The sequence below is a fragment of the Rhizobium acaciae genome (assembly GCF_025941625.1).
Lineage (GTDB): Bacteria > Pseudomonadota > Alphaproteobacteria > Rhizobiales > Rhizobiaceae > Rhizobium > Rhizobium acaciae.
The window spans coordinates 26,542-41,259 of the sequence record NZ_JAPCZO010000041.1 but is presented as its reverse complement, the minus strand read 5'-3'; the positions used below and the strand labels follow the sequence as shown (position 1 = coordinate 41,259).

The following is a 14,718-nucleotide window of genomic DNA, read 5'->3' as shown; positions in this document are numbered from 1 at the left end:
TGGATTGCCAGCCTATGACGCCGCAAACAACGCAGCGCTCCTTCTGGCAGGCGTGGCTGATCGATAATTCATGTCCATGCCGGCGCTAAAGCGATATGGTCCAGGATGCGTTTGTGCAAGGCATCGCTAACGGCCACGTCACTGGTGATGTAGTCGGTAATAATGCACAATTGCGCGGCTTTCTGCCGCACATTTGCAGGATTTGTGCAATCGGCTGTCGCCTTAGCCGGAATCCGGCTTAGGAGACAGCTTACTCTTAGGATGTTCGGAGGGTGCGTTTAAATGCTCAAGCCTTGACTGCACAGGAACCGTCTTTGTGCAGGCTGGCCGACTTGAGACATCTGGCAACCTTTCGTGCCACCTAGGAAGCATTGCAGTTGTTCAGAACATTCAGAAAAACAGGGGAATTGACATGATAATCACACGACGCGCTTTGATGCAGTCCACTTTGGCCGGCGGGGCAGTGTTGGCCGCCCCGTGGTCGTTGCGCGCGCAAAATAAACAAACAGTTCGAATGATTATGCAAGACCTCCAGATCTTTGATCCGGTCTTCACAACAGCGGATGTCGTGCAGATACATGGTCTTGCCATATACGACACTCTGTTTTCGGTTGATGCCGATCTCCGGCCGCAACCTCAGATGGTCGGCAATTGGGATTTGTCTGACGACAAGAAGACCTACAAATTTGAGCTTCGTGACGGCTTGCACTGGCACGACGGCACTGTCGTTACAGCAAAAGATTGCGTAGCGTCGATCCGCCGTTGGGGAGAGGCTGTTGCTCCCGGCAAGCTGCTTCTGGAGCGAGCCGTGGCCGTTGAGGCAACGGACGACAAAGCATTCACAATTACACTCAAGGAACCCTTTGCTTTGGTTCTCGACATCTTGGCGTCTCCCGGGCAGCCGCTATTTATGATGCGCGAACAGGACGCGAAACTTGCGGCAACTGAGCAAGTTAAGACGAACATTGGGTCGGGGCCGTTCAAATACAACGCAGGCCTCACCCGACCTGGCTCCCGCGTCGTCTACGACCGCAACGAAAAGTATGTGCCCCGCGACGAGCCAGCCAACGGCTTCGCCGGTGGCAAGGTCGTGAAAGTCAATCAGATCATATGGGAGAACATTACGGACGCGCAGACCGCGCTAGCGGCGCTGCAGGCGGGGGAAGTCGATTTCTGGTGGCTGCCGGTAGCCGACCTTTATCCCGCGATCAAAAGCGATCCCCACCTCGCGCTCGACACGATGGGCAAAAACGGCGTTGACTGGGTTGTGCGGTTGAATTACCTGCAACCGCCCTTCGATAATATCAAGATGCGCCAAGCGTTACTTCACCTGATCGATCAGACTGCATTTTTGAGCGTATTGGCCCCCGATCGGGCGTTCGGCCGAACCGTGACATCGATGTTCGGATCTGGCTCCCCATACACCAACGACGTGAGTACGGACTGGTTCAAGGAGGGCGGCAACCTTGAGAGAGCGAAGCAACTGATTGCGGAGTCCGGATATTCCGGCGAGAAAGTCGTCATTCTTGACCCAACAGATTGGCCCGAATGCGAATTGGCCTCGCAGCTCCTCGCCAATGTCATGCAGAAGGCCGGGATCAATGCCGAACTTGCGCCGATGACCTGGAGTGAGTTGGCCGTACGCCGAGGCAAAAAGGAGCCGGTGGAAGACGGCGGCTGGAGCATCTTCATCACCACCACTACGGATTTCAGTATGCGCGATCCGCTTACTTGGTCAATTTTCGTCATGGACGGCGATAACGGTTGGTACGGCTGGCCGAAGAACGACGAATATGAAGCGCTTCGAGCCAAATGGCCTGACATTGAAACCCTCGAAGAGCGGAAAGAGTTGGCTCGTGAGATGCAGCGCATTTGGTGGGACTACGTTGGCGTTGTTTACCTTTGCCAGACGCTGGCTCCTGCAGCGCGCAGGACTTCATTGGTGGACATGATCAATTCGCCATCGTCAGAAGTCATAATGTGGAACATGCACGAGAGCCAAGCGTGATGGGTACTTACATCCTTCGCAGGATGGTTTCGGCCATCGCCGTTATGGCGATGGTCGGGATCTTTGTCTTTCTTCTGATCCGGCTGGCGCCGGGCGATCCGGCGGTGCTCATGGCCGGGCGGAACGCAACCGAAGAGGTCATTGCCGGCATTCGGGAGCATCTGGGATTGAACGAACCCCTGCCGGCTCAGTTCCTCCACTGGCTCTCTTCTATGCTGCATGGTGATTTCGGCACGTCGATCTTCTCGGGCCGCCCCGTCCTCGAGCTCCTCGCGCAGCGGCTGGAGCCGACAATTTCCCTTTCGATCCTGACCTTGGCTCTTTCGGTAACGGTCGGGGTGTCCTTCGGCATCCTGGCCGCGTGGCGCGCTGGCGGTCTCGCCGACCGGTTGCTCCTAGTCTTTTCAGCCTTCGGTTATTCGGTCCCGGTGTTCGTCATCGGCTACTTCCTCGTCTACCTGCTGGCCATCAGTACCGGGTGGCTGCCGGTCCAGGGATACGCGCCGATCGGTGAGGGGCTCGGCCGCTGGTTTATACATCTGATCCTGCCGACGACGACCCTGAGCGTGCCCTACATCGCTTTCGTCGCACGGATCGCGCGGACTAGCATGCTCGAGGTACTAACCGAGGACTACATGCGCACCGCGGCCGCCAAGGGCGCCTCGTCCTATGCCATGCTGTTTCACCATGCCCTGAAGAATGCCGGCGTGCCGATCCTCACTGTGATCGGTGTCAGCTTCGCCTATCTGATCGGTGGGGTCGTCTTGACCGAGACCGTCTTCAACATTCCCGGTGTTGGGCGCCTGGTGGTCGACGCGATCAACAACCGGGACTATCCGATCATCCAGAGCGTGCTCATCCTTACTTCAGGCCTCTACGTCCTCATCAATCTCGCCGTCGATCTGACCTATACCCTCATCGACCCGCGCATACGGTACTGATATGACACTCTCTTCCGCAAATATTCACTCCGTGCCGACCAGCCGAGTTGGACCGTCGAGTCTTGCCCGCCTCACAAGGCGGCATCCCTTGGTCCTTATCGGCGGCGGCCTCCTACTCCTGCTGATCCTCTTGGCGCTCGCTGCTCCGTTTTACGCCGGCGATCCGCGGAATATGGACCCCTTCGTCCGCCTGCAGCCGCCGTCATCCGAACACTGGTTCGGGACCGACAACCTGGGTCGGGACGTCTTCGCCCGAACCATCTACGGGGCACGCATCTCTTTGATGGTCGGTCTGATATCGGCACTCTTGGCGGCCTGTGCCGGGCTGCTGATCGGTGTGGTCGCAGGCTACGTGCGCAGGTTCGACAACGTCATCATGCGAGTCATGGACGCCTTGATGTCGATCCCGACAATTCTACTGGCAATCGCCCTCATCTCACTGACTGGTCCCGGGATTGGCATCCTCATCGTCGCCGTCACACTTCCCCAGACGCCAAGCGTGACCCGGCTGGTGCGCTCGGTGGTGCTGAGCGTGCGGGAGCGTCCTTATGTGGAGGCTGCGGTTTGCGGTGGTGCGCGGCTGCCGAAGGTTCTGTGGCGGCATGTTCTTCCGAGCACAATTCCGCCCCTCATGGTCCAGAGCGCCATCGTCTGCGCGGATGCGATCATGACCGAGGCCGGGTTGAGCTTTCTCGGCGTTGGCGTACCACCCGAGATCCCGAGTTGGGGCAATATGATCTCCAGTTCGCGTGTTTATCTCGCGTCCGCGCCGTTGACGATCTTCGCTCCAGGCATCTTTCTCGCCGTCACGGTCTTGGCGGTCAATCTGTTCGGCGATGGCCTGCGCGATTTGTTCGATCCGCGTGCGAACCGGAGGCGTTGAGATGCTGATGCGAGTCTCCAAGGAGGAAAGAGTAACTGAGGATGTTCGGGAGGATAAGACCATCGAGAATGACCTGCTTTTGGATGTCCGAGATCTCGAGACCCACTTCTTCGGTGATGAGAGCGTCACCCGCGCTCTCGGCGGGGTCAGTTTCCAAGTGAAGAAAGGTGAGACGCTCGGGGTTGTCGGCGAATCCGGCTGCGGCAAAAGCGTGACGGCGCTATCCATCATGCGCCTCTTGCCCAAGTTATCGGCCAAGACAGTGGGCGGCGAAGTTCGCTTTCAGGGTCGCAACCTCCTTGATCTTTCCGAGCGGGAAATGCGCAAGATCCGGGGCGATAAGATCGCCATGATTTTCCAGGATCCCATGACGAGCCTCAACCCGGTCTACACGGTCGGTCGCCAGATTGCGGAAGCAGTGGAAATCCACACCGGCGCCTCTCGTTCCGAGGCCTTGGCAAAGGCCGCAGAGATGCTGCGCCTCGTCCGCATTGCGGACCCCGAAAGGCGGGTTCACAATTATCCCCACGAAATGTCGGGCGGCATGCGCCAGCGTGCCATGATCGCCATGGCGCTTGCCTGTTCACCTGAACTCCTGATCGCCGACGAACCGACGACGGCGCTGGATGTCACCATCCAGGCGCAGATCCTCAAGTTGATTGTCGATCTGAAGGAGCGCACAGGAACTGCGGTGATGTTCATCACCCATGACCTCGGCGTCGTCGCCGAGACCTGTCAGCGGGTGATCGTGATGTATGCCGGCCGGATCGTCGAGCAGGCGAGCGTGACGGATCTATTCGCGCGACCCATGCATCCCTACACAAAGGCTCTCATGCGCTCGGTCCCCGACAGACGACGCGGGAAGGAGCGCCGACTGCCGGAAATTCCTGGCATCGTGCCGAGCCTGCGAGAGCCCATTGTCGGGTGCAGCTTTGCGCCGCGTTGTCCGTTCGCGTCCGAAGTTTGCCGGGAAAAGGCGCCGGTTCTTGAGGACTACGGCGCGGATCATGCGGCTGCATGCTGGCATGCAGAGGAGGGAGTGAGCGCATGAGCAGTCCGTTGTTGCAAGTCGAGAAGCTGGTCAAGCACTATCCGCTCGGTGGGGGAATCTTCAATAGAGATCCCTTGGTCGTGCGAGCGGTCGAGGACGTCTCCTTTTCCGTTAACGCAGGCGAAACGCTCTGCATTGTCGGCGAATCCGGATGCGGGAAATCGACAGTCGCACGGCTGTTGATGCGGCTCGTGGACCCGACGGATGGCCGTGTGCTGCTCGAAGGAACCGATATTGCAAGTCTCAACAAGAAGGAGCTTCGGGATTGGCGCCGGCGGATGCAGATGGTGTTTCAGGATCCGTACTCGTCGCTGAATCCACGGCTGACGGCCGGTCAGATCATCACAGAACCGGTTGAGAACTTCGAACGTCTGAGCCGCAAGCAGCGCGAAGCGCTTGCGGCGGAGCTCCTCCAGAAAGTGGGCCTTGCGCCCGAGATCATGCACAGGCTCCCATCGGAGTTGTCGGGCGGCCAGCGCCAGCGGCTCGGGATTGCGCGAGCGTTGTCCCTCAAACCATCAATCATCATCGCCGACGAGGCGGTCTCGGCTCTCGATGTCTCCGTGCAGGCGCAGATCCTCAACCTGCTCATGGACCTTCAGGAGCAAACAGGCATCGCCTTCGTCTTCATCTCGCATGACCTCGGCGTCGTGGAGCATATCGGCCATCGCGTAGCGGTCATGTATCTCGGCCGCATCGTCGAGCTCGCGACTTGCGAGGCGCTGTTCGCCAAGCCTATCCATCCTTACACCGAAGCGTTGATTGCCGCGGCTCCGATTCCCGATCCTACACAGGTGCGCGCGGACGTTCCGGTGGAAGGCGAGGTGCCGAGCCCGGTGAACCCGCCGAGCGGCTGTGCGTTCCACCCGCGCTGCCCTCTCGCAGAAGAGCGCTGTCGAGTGGAAGTGCCCAAATTGACGCCGACGACCGATGGACGCATCGTCGCCTGTCATGTACGCGCTCCGGCCGAGGGCGTATCCGCTGATTTCGAAAATGCCAGTGGCACAGATCGATAACGCGTACCTCATGCCAGGCGCCCCGCCCGATGCGGAGTGGCGGCCAACGAACCAATCACTTACCCGCAAAGGTCGGCACTTGTTCGCTTGTTGCAAAATGGCAGGGTATTTTGAACTGACGCTTGCGGTTGCGGCGGTGCGAAATCGACTAGTTGGCAGGGTCGATCATATCGTCCCGGAAAATCCGAGCCGATCTGGCTCATGAGGAAGATACGCCCATCTCTTCGGGTTCTTAAAATAGCATTATGGAGTGGAGTTCGTCTATGGAGCGGCAGAGGCAAGGCAGCGGATCTAGTTCCGTCGAGCATATTGGTACATATGACACCATTGGCGCGCTCGATACGAATGTTGCAGACGGTTTTACATTGGTGGCGGTTGGCGATCTGATCGTAGCGCGTGCGCTTACTAAGGGGAATCATCCCGGACTTGCCCCCGTAGTCGAAATTCTTCGGGATGCCGATGTCACTTTCGGCAACATGGAAACCAATATCTTTGACGCCCGGTCGTTCAGCGGAAGCCCGCAAGCCGAACATGGCGGTGCCTATCATGTCAGCGTTCCGGAACTCGGGCCTGACTTGAAGATGATGGGTTTCAACCTGGTAAGCTACGCGAACAACCACACGTTTGAATGGGGTGCCGAGGGTATGCGCGAAACCTGCAGGGCGCTCGATCAAAACGGGATTGTCTATGCCGGTGTTGGCGAAAACCTTTCGCAGGCCAGTGCTGCTCGATACCTGGAAACGCCGCGCGGACGGGTCGCCTTAGTGTCGTTTGCCTCCACGTTCACACCGATGTCGCGTGCGTGCGATCCGGCCGGTGGAACGTCGGGCAGACCAGGCCTCAATCCCCTCCGACTGCGCGAAGACATCACGGTTCCACAGCCGATGCTCGAGAATCTGCGACAAGTGCGGGATGCTCTGCCGTATTACAATCCCGCCCATGGCGATCCGGACTGCATCACGATAGCCGGGGCCAGATTCAAGGCGGGCGACGAGGTTGGCTACAGCTACCTGCCCGACCCGGCGGACGTCGCCCGCATTCTTCGCGATGTGCGTCAGGGTAAGCAATTCTCAGACTTCTGCATAGTCACCAACCACGGGCATGAGCCTGGAAACTGGTGCCAGCAGACGCCTGATTACGAGCAAGCTTTTGGGCGAAAGATGATCGATGCCGGCGCCGACGCCTATATTGTGCATGGGCCGCATCAACTTAGAGGTATCGAAATCTACAAAGGCAGACCGATCCTTTACAGCATCGGAAACTTCATAATGGACGACCTCCGGACGCCAGTCGGCGCTGACATGTTCGCGGCTTACGATAAGGATCCGCGGACCGACACGGATGCGGAGGTAACGCTGGCAGAGATGGCGCGAGGGTACGAGACGGATGCGGGATTTTCAGACCCGGTCTTCTACGAGAGCATCGTCACCGTCAGCCGTTTTGAGCAAAATCAGCTCGTTGAATTGCGACTCCATCCCCTAGACCTTGGCCACTCCAAGAGGTTCGCCAACAGGGGCGTTCCAAGCTTCGCTGCCCCGCCATTGGCAATATCTATTCTGGAACGCCTTCAGAAGCTCTCGGAGCCGTTCGGAACGGAAATCGTGATTGAGAATAACGTTGGCGTTATCAGGCTGTCGTGAGACCGATGTTCGCCTTTTTGCCGCGCCTCTTCGGAGAGTTTCCGAAGCGGCGAAGCTTTGCGCGTCCCGAACTTACCGAAGTAGCCATCAACCTCACACGACAAAATTCCGCGATATCGTAGACTGGCCAAGCTGTCATGCGGCGCAGAACAGTTGTGGCGAAAGGAAAACCGGTGCGTGCGAAAAGCAGCACACTGATCTTGGGACGCGGTACGCAGCCGTGCGACAGAGCCGTTCAAGTCGCGCGGTATTGCACAGTGTCCGTTCGGACGATACGAGCGCGTCATAGCGTCCCTCTGACCCTTGACGCCAGGACACTCCGGATCGAGAAACTCGAGTGGATCCTCAGGACACCCGGCAGCTTAGACAGGACCTCCTTGTGGATGCGCTCGAATTCGCCAGCGTTCGCCACGTCTACACGCAGCATGTAATCGGAGCCCCCGGTCATCAGGTAGCACTCTCGTATTTCGGGGTATTTTCGAACCGCAGCCTCGAACCGGTCAAGATAGTCCTCCGTCTGCCGCTCCAGCGTGATGTTGATGATCACCGCGATCGTCGCATCTGCGTTGAGGGTATCGACCAGTGCCGTGTAGCCGCGGATCACGCCCACCTTCTCCATGATCTTGATGCGCCGCAGGCAGGCGGACGGCGACAGTCCCACTTCAGTTGCCAGTTTTGCATTGCTCGTGCGGGCATTGACCCTCAGCAGCCTCAAAATATTGCGGTCGATGTTGTCTAAAGCGGCCATGGCAGAATCGTCCAATATTTGAACGTTTGTGCAAACCTAAGCTGCACTACGCACACGTCGAGCACCGAATGGCAGCAAATTCGCTGATTATTTCATATCTTCGTGTCCGTCCAGGGAGCCGAAGATGAGCAGCGCCATTTCACTACATCGTGTGAACACCAGCACATCAGTTGCCGCAGCGACGGGCTATCTGACGATCGATCTTGTCGCGCTTGGCCGCAATTACGAGAAGCTTGCCGCGATGCTGGCCCCTGGTCGTGCCGCTGCTGTCGTGAAGGCGGACGCATATGGCCTCGGTGCGGAACGCGTCGCAAGGACGCTCTACGAGAGAGGCTGCCGGCACTTCTTCGTGGCGCAGTTTGTCGAAGCCGTGAAACTGAGACCAATGCTGCGGGCCAACGCACAGATCTTCGTCCTCAACGGGCTGCAACCTGGCAACGAGTTAGCCTGTGCCAACGGTGGCATCATCCCGGTTCTCAATTCACTGGATCAGTTTAAGTCATGGTCCATGGCAGCTCGCGCGCTGAAGCGTGCCCTGCCCGCCGTGCTGCAGTTCGACACCGGCATGTCGCGGCTTGGTTTTCCGCCGCAGGAGCGGTCGGCCCTAGCGAGGTCGCTTGGCGACAACGGCGATATCGAAGTGCTGTTCATCATGAGCCATCTCGCCGCGGCGGATGAACCGGGTGATGCGCAGAACACGGAACAACTCGCCGAGATGCGCCGGATTGCCGACGAATTCGCCGGCTTCGACATCTCCTTCGCCAATTCCGGCGGCGTGTTCCTCGGCGAGGCCTATCACGGGGTGCTGGCCCGTCCTGGTGTCGCGCTCTATGGCGGCGCGCCGACCGCAGGCGTGCCGAACCCGATGGAGCCGGTGGTCAGCCTCGATGTCGCCGTCGTGCAGACCCGCACTGTTCCGGCGGGCACCAAGGTCCGGTTACGGCGGCGCCCATGTCACTCAGGGAGAAGCTCGGCTTGCGACCATCGCTGCCGGCTATGCCGACGGCCTGCCGCGAAGCCTAAGCGGACGCGGCGCTGTCTACTATCAGGGAACCCGCCTGCCGATCGTCGGCCGCGTATCCATGGACAGCATCACAGTCGATGTCTCCGCCCTGCCCGAAGGCGCGCTTACACTTGGCAGCCTCGTCGAGGTCATCGGCCCACACCAGACGCTCGAGGACATCGCCCGCGACGCCGGGACCATCTCGTACGAAATCCTGACCGGTCTCGGTCATCGTTACCATCGGCAGTAGCGCTGAAGGCCCTTGCTGCCCTCCACATTTGAGGAAATCATGAAAGTTGTTGTTCTCGGGTCCGGCATCGTCGGGGTCACATCCGCCTATCAATTGGCGAAAGCAGGTCATGAGGTCACGGTCATCGATCGTCAGCCGGGTCCGGCGCTGGAGACGAGCTTTGCCAATGCCGGCCAGGTCTCCTTCGGCTATTGCTCGCCATGGGCAGCACCGGGCATTCCCATGAAGGCGTTGAAGTGGCTGTTCATGGAGCACGCACCGCTGATCCTGCGGCCCAAATTCGATGCCGCCATGCTCGCCTGGTTGCTCAGGATGCTGTCGAACTGCACCTCGGAGCGCTATGCGGTCAACAAGAGCCGGATGCTGCGCCTGGCGAACTACAGCCGCATCGCGCTCGCCGAACTGCGCTCTGAAACCGGTCTATCCTATGACGAAGGCATGCAGGGCACGGTGCAGCTCTTTAGGACCGCGCAGCAGCTCGATGCCTCCGCAAAGGACGTAAAGGCGCTGGCCGCCGACGGCGTTCCCTATGAGGTGCTGGACCGGGATGGCTGCGTGCGGGTCGAGCCGGCGCTCGCCCATGTCCGTGACAAGATCGTCGGCGGTCTTCTGACCCCGAAGGACGAAACCGGCGACTGCTTCAAGTTCACCAATTCGCTGGCCGCCAAAGCCGGGGAGATCGGCGTCCGCTTCGTCTATAACACGGCGGTCAAGCGGCTCGACGTCGAAGATGCCAAGATGCGCGGCGTCGTCACCGATCGCGAGCGGATCGCGGCGGACGCGGTCGTGGTAGCGCTCGGCAGCCATTCGCCGGTCTTCCTTGAGCGCTACGGCATCAAGCTGCCGGTCTATCCGGTCAAGGGCTATTCGCTGACGATCCCGATTACCGACGCCTCTCGCGCGCCGAAATCGACTGTCATGGACGAAACCTATAAGATCGCGATCACCCGGCTTGGCGACCGCATCCGGGTCGGCGGCATGGCGGAGATTTCCGGCTATACCAACGATCTCGGTCAAGCCCGCCGGCGCACGCTCGAGCACTCCGTCACCGACCTCTTTCCGGGCGGCGACGTTTCCCGGGCGACTTTCTGGTCGGGGCTGAGACCGATGACGCCGGACGGCACGCCGGTGATCGGCCCGACGAAGATCGGCGGCCTCTATCTCAACACCGGCCACGGCACCCTTGGCTGGACGATGAGCACTGGCTCAGCCCGGGTGATCAGCGATCTCGTCAGCGGTCGCAAGCCGGAGATCGACGCCACCGAGCTGGCGGTCGCCCGCTACGCCTGACACAATCTCGACAGTTTCAACCAAGGAGGACCTGAATTGATTACCGCTATTTCCACTGCTGATGCACCGGGCGCTGTCGGCCCCTACTCCCAGGCCATCAAGGTCGGCAATCTGCTGTTCGTCTCCGGACAATTGCCGATCGATCCCGCAACCGGTGAATTCAACTCCGCCAATGCCGTCGAGCAGGCCGAGCAGTGCCTCAAGAACATGGCCGCCATCGCAAGGGAAGCTGGCACCGAGCTGTCGAAGACGGTGAAGACCACGGTGCTCTTGACCGACCTTGGTGCTTTCGCGGAGGTCAACCGCGTCTATGCCGGGTTCTTCACGACGCCTTATCCCGCCCGCGCCTGCTACGAGGTCAAGGCCCTGCCGAAGGGCGCCAAGGTCGAGATCGAAGCGGTCATCGCCGTCGGCTGATCGACCGGCAGTCCGCTATTCATGTTCAGTGACCGGAGCGATCGGAAGGCTCGCTCCGGTGCTGCCGTTTTGAGAACGACTGGCTATAGATTGCGGCATGTTTCGAACCACGAGGAGGATCACCGTTGACGCTTTCGCAGTTGTTGACCAGGCATCTCAACAAGCCCGAACTGTTCGCCGACCTGGCATCCGTTGCCGACCTGACCGCAGCAGAAGGTGCCAGGTGCTTCCCGGTTTTCAATCCCTCCACCGGCGAGCTCCTGGCAGAGCTGCCGGACATGGGGGCGGCGGACGTTGCCGCGGCCACCGATCGGGCTGACGCCGCGAGAGAGCCTTGGGCGGGCCTCCCGGCTCGCGAGCGCTCAGATGCCTTATGGCGATGGCACCAACTGATTCTCGACCACAGCGACGATCTCGCGGCCATTCTCACGGCCGAGATGGGCAAACCGCTCGCCGAGGCGAAATCCGAAATCGCCCATGCCGCGGCCTATCTGCAATGGTATGCCGAGGAAGCCAATCGCATCTATGGCGAGACGATCTCGGCGCCGTCCAACGATCGCCGCATGCTGGTGATCAAGCAGCCGATCGGCGTGGTCGGTGCAATCACCCCCTGGAATTTTCCCGCGTCGATGGTAGCCCGCAAGATCTCGCCAGCCCTTGCAGCCGGCTGCACCGTCGTCCTCAAACCCGCGGAGCAAACGCCGCTCGTCGCCGGCGCCATGTTCGCGCTTGCCCGGCTGGCAGGTTTTCCCGACGGCGTCCTCAACCTGATCTATGCCTCGGAAGGTGACGCGGTCGGCCGCGAACTCTGCAGCAATCCCAAGGTTCGCAAGATCAGCTTCACCGGTTCGACCGAAGTCGGTCGGCTGCTGACGCGACAGTGTTCCGACCAGATCAAGAAGGTCAGCTTCGAACTTGGCGGCAACGCCCCGTTCATCGTTTTCGACGACGCGGACGTAGATGACGCCGTCGATGGCGCAATCCAGGCAAAATTCCGCAATGGTGGCCAGACCTGTGTGTCCGCCAACCGGCTCTACGTCCATGCCAGTATGTACGACGAGTTTGCCGAAAAGTTTGCCGAGAAGGTGCGGGCCTTGCGCGTCGGCGACGGCTTCGAGCCGGATGCCGCGATCGGACCGCTGATCGATGCCCAGGCTCTTGCAAAGATCGAAGCCCATGTCGGCGATGCCGTGCAGAAGGGTGGGACCATCAGTTGCGGCGGCAACCGGATCGGTCAATCCGGGACGTTCTTCGAGCCGACGGTGATCACCGAGGTGACAGCGACCATGCGGATCGCCCGGGAGGAGACTTTCGGGCCGCTGGCGCCAATCATCCGCTTCGACGATCCAGACGAGGTGGTGCGCGCGGCGAACGACACCATCTACGGCCTTGCGGCCTATTTCTACGCCTCCAATCTCAAGCGGGTCTGGCGTTGCCGAAGCGCTTGAATATGGCATGGTCGGCATCAACACCGGACGCATGTCCTCCGAGGCCGCGCCCTTCGGCGGCGTCAAGCAGTCGGGCATCGGCCGCGAGGGATCTCGGCACGGCCTCGAGGACTATCTCGAGATGAAGTACCTCTGCATGGGCGGGCTTTAGCCGGCAGCCCCGAGCACGGCCGCTATACGAACAGGGCACTCGACCCTTTCGGGGAACGCCCTGTTCAACCCGGACGACTGCGCGCGGCCGATAGCCGGCTCGCATCAAGCGGTCATCTAAGACGGGTGGTGGGTAATAGATGTGAAGGCACGGCGCCTTTTGGAGGGGCGGGTCAGTTTCGCCGGAATCGCGCTTACGTCGCCGAGGGATCTTGCGCTTCATCCACCCTCTCGAGTTCAAAGAAATAGATGCGCTCATCCTCCGTGATGGTCATCGCCCCCATCAGCCGGTCATGATCGAGCCTGCGGAAATGATCGGTGATCGGCTGGGCGTCATAGATCATCGCCGCGCTCGAAACGCCGCGAAACGGGAGGGGTCGCAAAGACGCCACCGGTCCCTTCGCGCGCAGCCTGCCCACCAGATATGAGAACAGATTGCCCGCGGCCCGGGTACGCCCAAGCCTGTGGAACCGCAGCGCCACTCGGAGCGGGATCCAGCCTGGGTATATGGGTATCAGGCGCTGGCCGCCGGCGTGGAACAACAGCGCGTCGGCGCGCAGGTCGACGGTGAACCGCTTTCCAAACCAGCCGAGGTTTTCGAGCACTCCGTCGAAGGGATGACCGGACGGAACAGACCTGCCCGTCCAAAGCCCGATCATCTCCTTCGGGTCGACGGGTTCGAGGGCGTCAAAGATCTCTATCGCGGTTCGTGGCCGTGTCTCGCGCAATCGTCCTGCTCCATCTTTTGCCTTGCCCTGCCCGGAGAATGATCATCGCGAGCCATGCGTCTCGCCTGCAAGCTCTCGCACGGGCCGGCACGCACCGTTCGGGTTCTACGTCATCTCCGGTCCATCGAACCATCAACACGAAATACCTCCTGCGAAACATGCATCAGCCCTCCGTGGGACGCCATTCGGCAAGTCTTGCTGGTACCGGTCAGATCCTGTCGATGCGGAATCCAAACCACCACCTGTTGACTCGCCGCTTCAACCGATTGAAAAGAGGTCTCCAACCGGGAGCTTACCATGGCGGACGAAGAAAACCTCGAACAGCCACAGCCTATGACCGTGACCGAGACCGAGAGCGATGGAACCGCACCTGCTTCCAGGAAGCGGGGGTCCTCGGCGAACGGGAAGAGCGGGGCTCCTCTATCAAGGGCCAAGACTATGGAGCCCGTTTCCGGCAAGGCAAAACCGCGGCGCTATTCCGATACCGAACGGGCCGAAAAGCTTGCACAGATCGAGACGCGTGCGTCGGAGGGCGAAACCCTGAAGGCGGCAATCAAGGAAGCGGGCATTTCCGAGCAGACCTTCTATCAGTGGAAACGCGCCGCCGGCGCGGCGATGGAGCCAAAAGCCAAAGCCGAAGCCAGCGCCGTCGTTGACACGCTGGCGGACCTGATCGCGCTTGAGGAAGAAAACAAGCTGCTGCGCATTCAGCTCGCGGAAAAGCTGCGCGCCGAAAACGCCGAGCTTCGCAAACGGCTCGGTTTGGATTGAACCGCTGGGCCATGGCGCCCGCGTTGCAATAGCGCGCGCTCTCGCTTATCTCTCCGGCCGATCCCGCTTTGCCGGGGACCAACCTCCTTTTCTTCGGATATGCATTTGCATGAAAGCACGACGAAACTTCGTTGTCGAATTCAAGTCGAGCCGACCTCAGGCAAAAGGGACAAGCGCCTCAATCTGGGGTGACACCGATCTCCAGGCCATCACTCGTGCGGTGGAATCCGATCTGCCGAACGCCGGCGGGGAAACCGACGCGGAGCGCGCAGCGGAACGGTCATCGCTGGTTCCGGTCCGGCCAGCCGCCAGGATCCTCGAGACGATCGACATGCCGAGCGATCAACTGCCTGCGGCACCTTCTGGCGATCCAG

The 14,718-nt window shown here is 60.2% G+C and carries 11 protein-coding genes and 2 pseudogenes; 11 read left to right on the top strand and 2 right to left on the bottom strand.

The window, feature by feature from the left end; genetic code table 11:
• Positions 1 to 412 precede the first annotated feature (412 nt).
• From OLZ32_RS37060 to OLZ32_RS37035, 6 genes are all read left to right on the top strand, one after another.
• Entirely contained in the window at positions 413 to 2,008 is a 1,596-nt protein-coding gene (locus OLZ32_RS37060; RefSeq protein WP_264425360.1) for an ABC transporter substrate-binding protein, read from the top strand.
• Entirely contained in the window at positions 2,008 to 2,949 is a 942-nt protein-coding gene (locus OLZ32_RS37055; protein ID WP_264425358.1) for an ABC transporter permease, read from the top strand. Before OLZ32_RS37060 ends, OLZ32_RS37055 begins: the two co-directional genes overlap by 1 nt.
• A 1-nt stretch (position 2,950) precedes the next feature.
• Positions 2,951 to 3,832 carry an ABC transporter permease gene (locus tag OLZ32_RS37050; RefSeq protein ID WP_264425356.1) on the top strand — a complete coding sequence of 294 codons (882 nt, stop codon included), beginning with the start codon at positions 2,951 to 2,953 and terminating at the stop codon, positions 3,830 to 3,832.
• A 1-nt stretch (position 3,833) separates the two neighbouring features.
• Positions 3,834 to 4,883 (top strand): ABC transporter ATP-binding protein, encoded by a 1,050-nt coding sequence (locus tag OLZ32_RS37045; protein WP_264425354.1) that lies wholly within the window; start codon positions 3,834 to 3,836, stop codon positions 4,881 to 4,883.
• Positions 4,880 to 5,899 (top strand): ABC transporter ATP-binding protein, encoded by a 1,020-nt coding sequence (locus OLZ32_RS37040; protein WP_264425351.1) that lies wholly within the window; start codon positions 4,880 to 4,882, stop codon positions 5,897 to 5,899. Before OLZ32_RS37045 ends, OLZ32_RS37040 begins: the two co-directional genes overlap by 4 nt.
• Positions 5,900 to 6,162: 263 nt before the next feature.
• On the top strand, positions 6,163 to 7,539 hold the full coding sequence (locus tag OLZ32_RS37035) for a CapA family protein (protein ID WP_264425348.1): 1,377 nt from the start codon (positions 6,163 to 6,165) through the stop codon (positions 7,537 to 7,539).
• 283 nt (positions 7,540 to 7,822) lie between these two features.
• On the opposite strand, the gene OLZ32_RS37030 is transcribed toward OLZ32_RS37035, so the two are convergent.
• Positions 7,823 to 8,287 (bottom strand): Lrp/AsnC family transcriptional regulator, encoded by a 465-nt coding sequence (locus OLZ32_RS37030; RefSeq protein WP_264425346.1) that lies wholly within the window; start codon positions 8,285 to 8,287, stop codon positions 7,823 to 7,825.
• A 124-nt stretch (positions 8,288 to 8,411) separates the two neighbouring features.
• On the opposite strand from OLZ32_RS37030, the pseudogene alr reads away from it, so the two are divergent.
• The 4 genes and pseudogenes from alr to OLZ32_RS37010 all read left to right on the top strand — a co-directional run bounded on the left by alr (position 8,412) and on the right by OLZ32_RS37010 (position 12,846).
• Positions 8,412 to 9,540: pseudogene (gene alr, locus OLZ32_RS37025) on the top strand (alanine racemase).
• Positions 9,541 to 9,579: 39 nt separating this feature from the next.
• Positions 9,580 to 10,830: a D-amino acid dehydrogenase gene (locus OLZ32_RS37020; RefSeq protein WP_264425345.1), complete on the top strand. Its 1,251-nt coding sequence runs from the start codon at positions 9,580 to 9,582 to the stop codon at positions 10,828 to 10,830.
• A 36-nt stretch (positions 10,831 to 10,866) separates the two neighbouring features.
• Positions 10,867 to 11,247 carry a RidA family protein gene (locus tag OLZ32_RS37015; RefSeq protein WP_264425342.1) on the top strand — a complete coding sequence of 127 codons (381 nt, stop codon included), beginning with the start codon at positions 10,867 to 10,869 and terminating at the stop codon, positions 11,245 to 11,247.
• Positions 11,248 to 11,372: 125 nt separating this feature from the next.
• A pseudogene (locus OLZ32_RS37010) lies at positions 11,373 to 12,846 on the top strand (NAD-dependent succinate-semialdehyde dehydrogenase).
• Positions 12,847 to 13,039: 193 nt separating this feature from the next.
• On the opposite strand, the gene OLZ32_RS37005 reads toward OLZ32_RS37010, so the two are convergent.
• Positions 13,040 to 13,573, bottom strand: coding sequence for a DUF4334 domain-containing protein (locus tag OLZ32_RS37005; RefSeq protein WP_264425340.1), 534 nt, complete (start codon positions 13,571 to 13,573; stop codon positions 13,040 to 13,042).
• Between the two features lie 297 nt (positions 13,574 to 13,870).
• Between OLZ32_RS37005 and OLZ32_RS37000 the strand changes: the two genes are divergently transcribed.
• Positions 13,871 to 14,344, top strand: a complete 474-nt coding sequence (locus OLZ32_RS37000; RefSeq protein ID WP_264425338.1) for a transposase — start codon at positions 13,871 to 13,873, stop codon at positions 14,342 to 14,344.
• Positions 14,345 to 14,718 lie beyond the last annotated feature (374 nt).

Coding starts and splice junctions, on each gene's coding strand:
- OLZ32_RS37060 (WP_264425360.1), top strand. CDS start 413: ATGATAATCACACGACGCGCTTTGATGCAGTCCACTTTGGCCGGCGGG.
- OLZ32_RS37055 (WP_264425358.1), top strand. CDS start 2,008: ATGGGTACTTACATCCTTCGCAGGATGGTTTCGGCCATCGCCGTTATG.
- OLZ32_RS37050 (WP_264425356.1), top strand. CDS start 2,951: ATGACACTCTCTTCCGCAAATATTCACTCCGTGCCGACCAGCCGAGTT.
- OLZ32_RS37045 (WP_264425354.1), top strand. CDS start 3,834: ATGCTGATGCGAGTCTCCAAGGAGGAAAGAGTAACTGAGGATGTTCGG.
- OLZ32_RS37040 (WP_264425351.1), top strand. CDS start 4,880: ATGAGCAGTCCGTTGTTGCAAGTCGAGAAGCTGGTCAAGCACTATCCG.
- OLZ32_RS37035 (WP_264425348.1), top strand. CDS start 6,163: ATGGAGCGGCAGAGGCAAGGCAGCGGATCTAGTTCCGTCGAGCATATT.
- OLZ32_RS37030 (WP_264425346.1), bottom strand. CDS start 8,287: ATGGCCGCTTTAGACAACATCGACCGCAATATTTTGAGGCTGCTGAGG.
- OLZ32_RS37020 (WP_264425345.1), top strand. CDS start 9,580: ATGAAAGTTGTTGTTCTCGGGTCCGGCATCGTCGGGGTCACATCCGCC.
- OLZ32_RS37000 (WP_264425338.1), top strand. CDS start 13,871: ATGGCGGACGAAGAAAACCTCGAACAGCCACAGCCTATGACCGTGACC.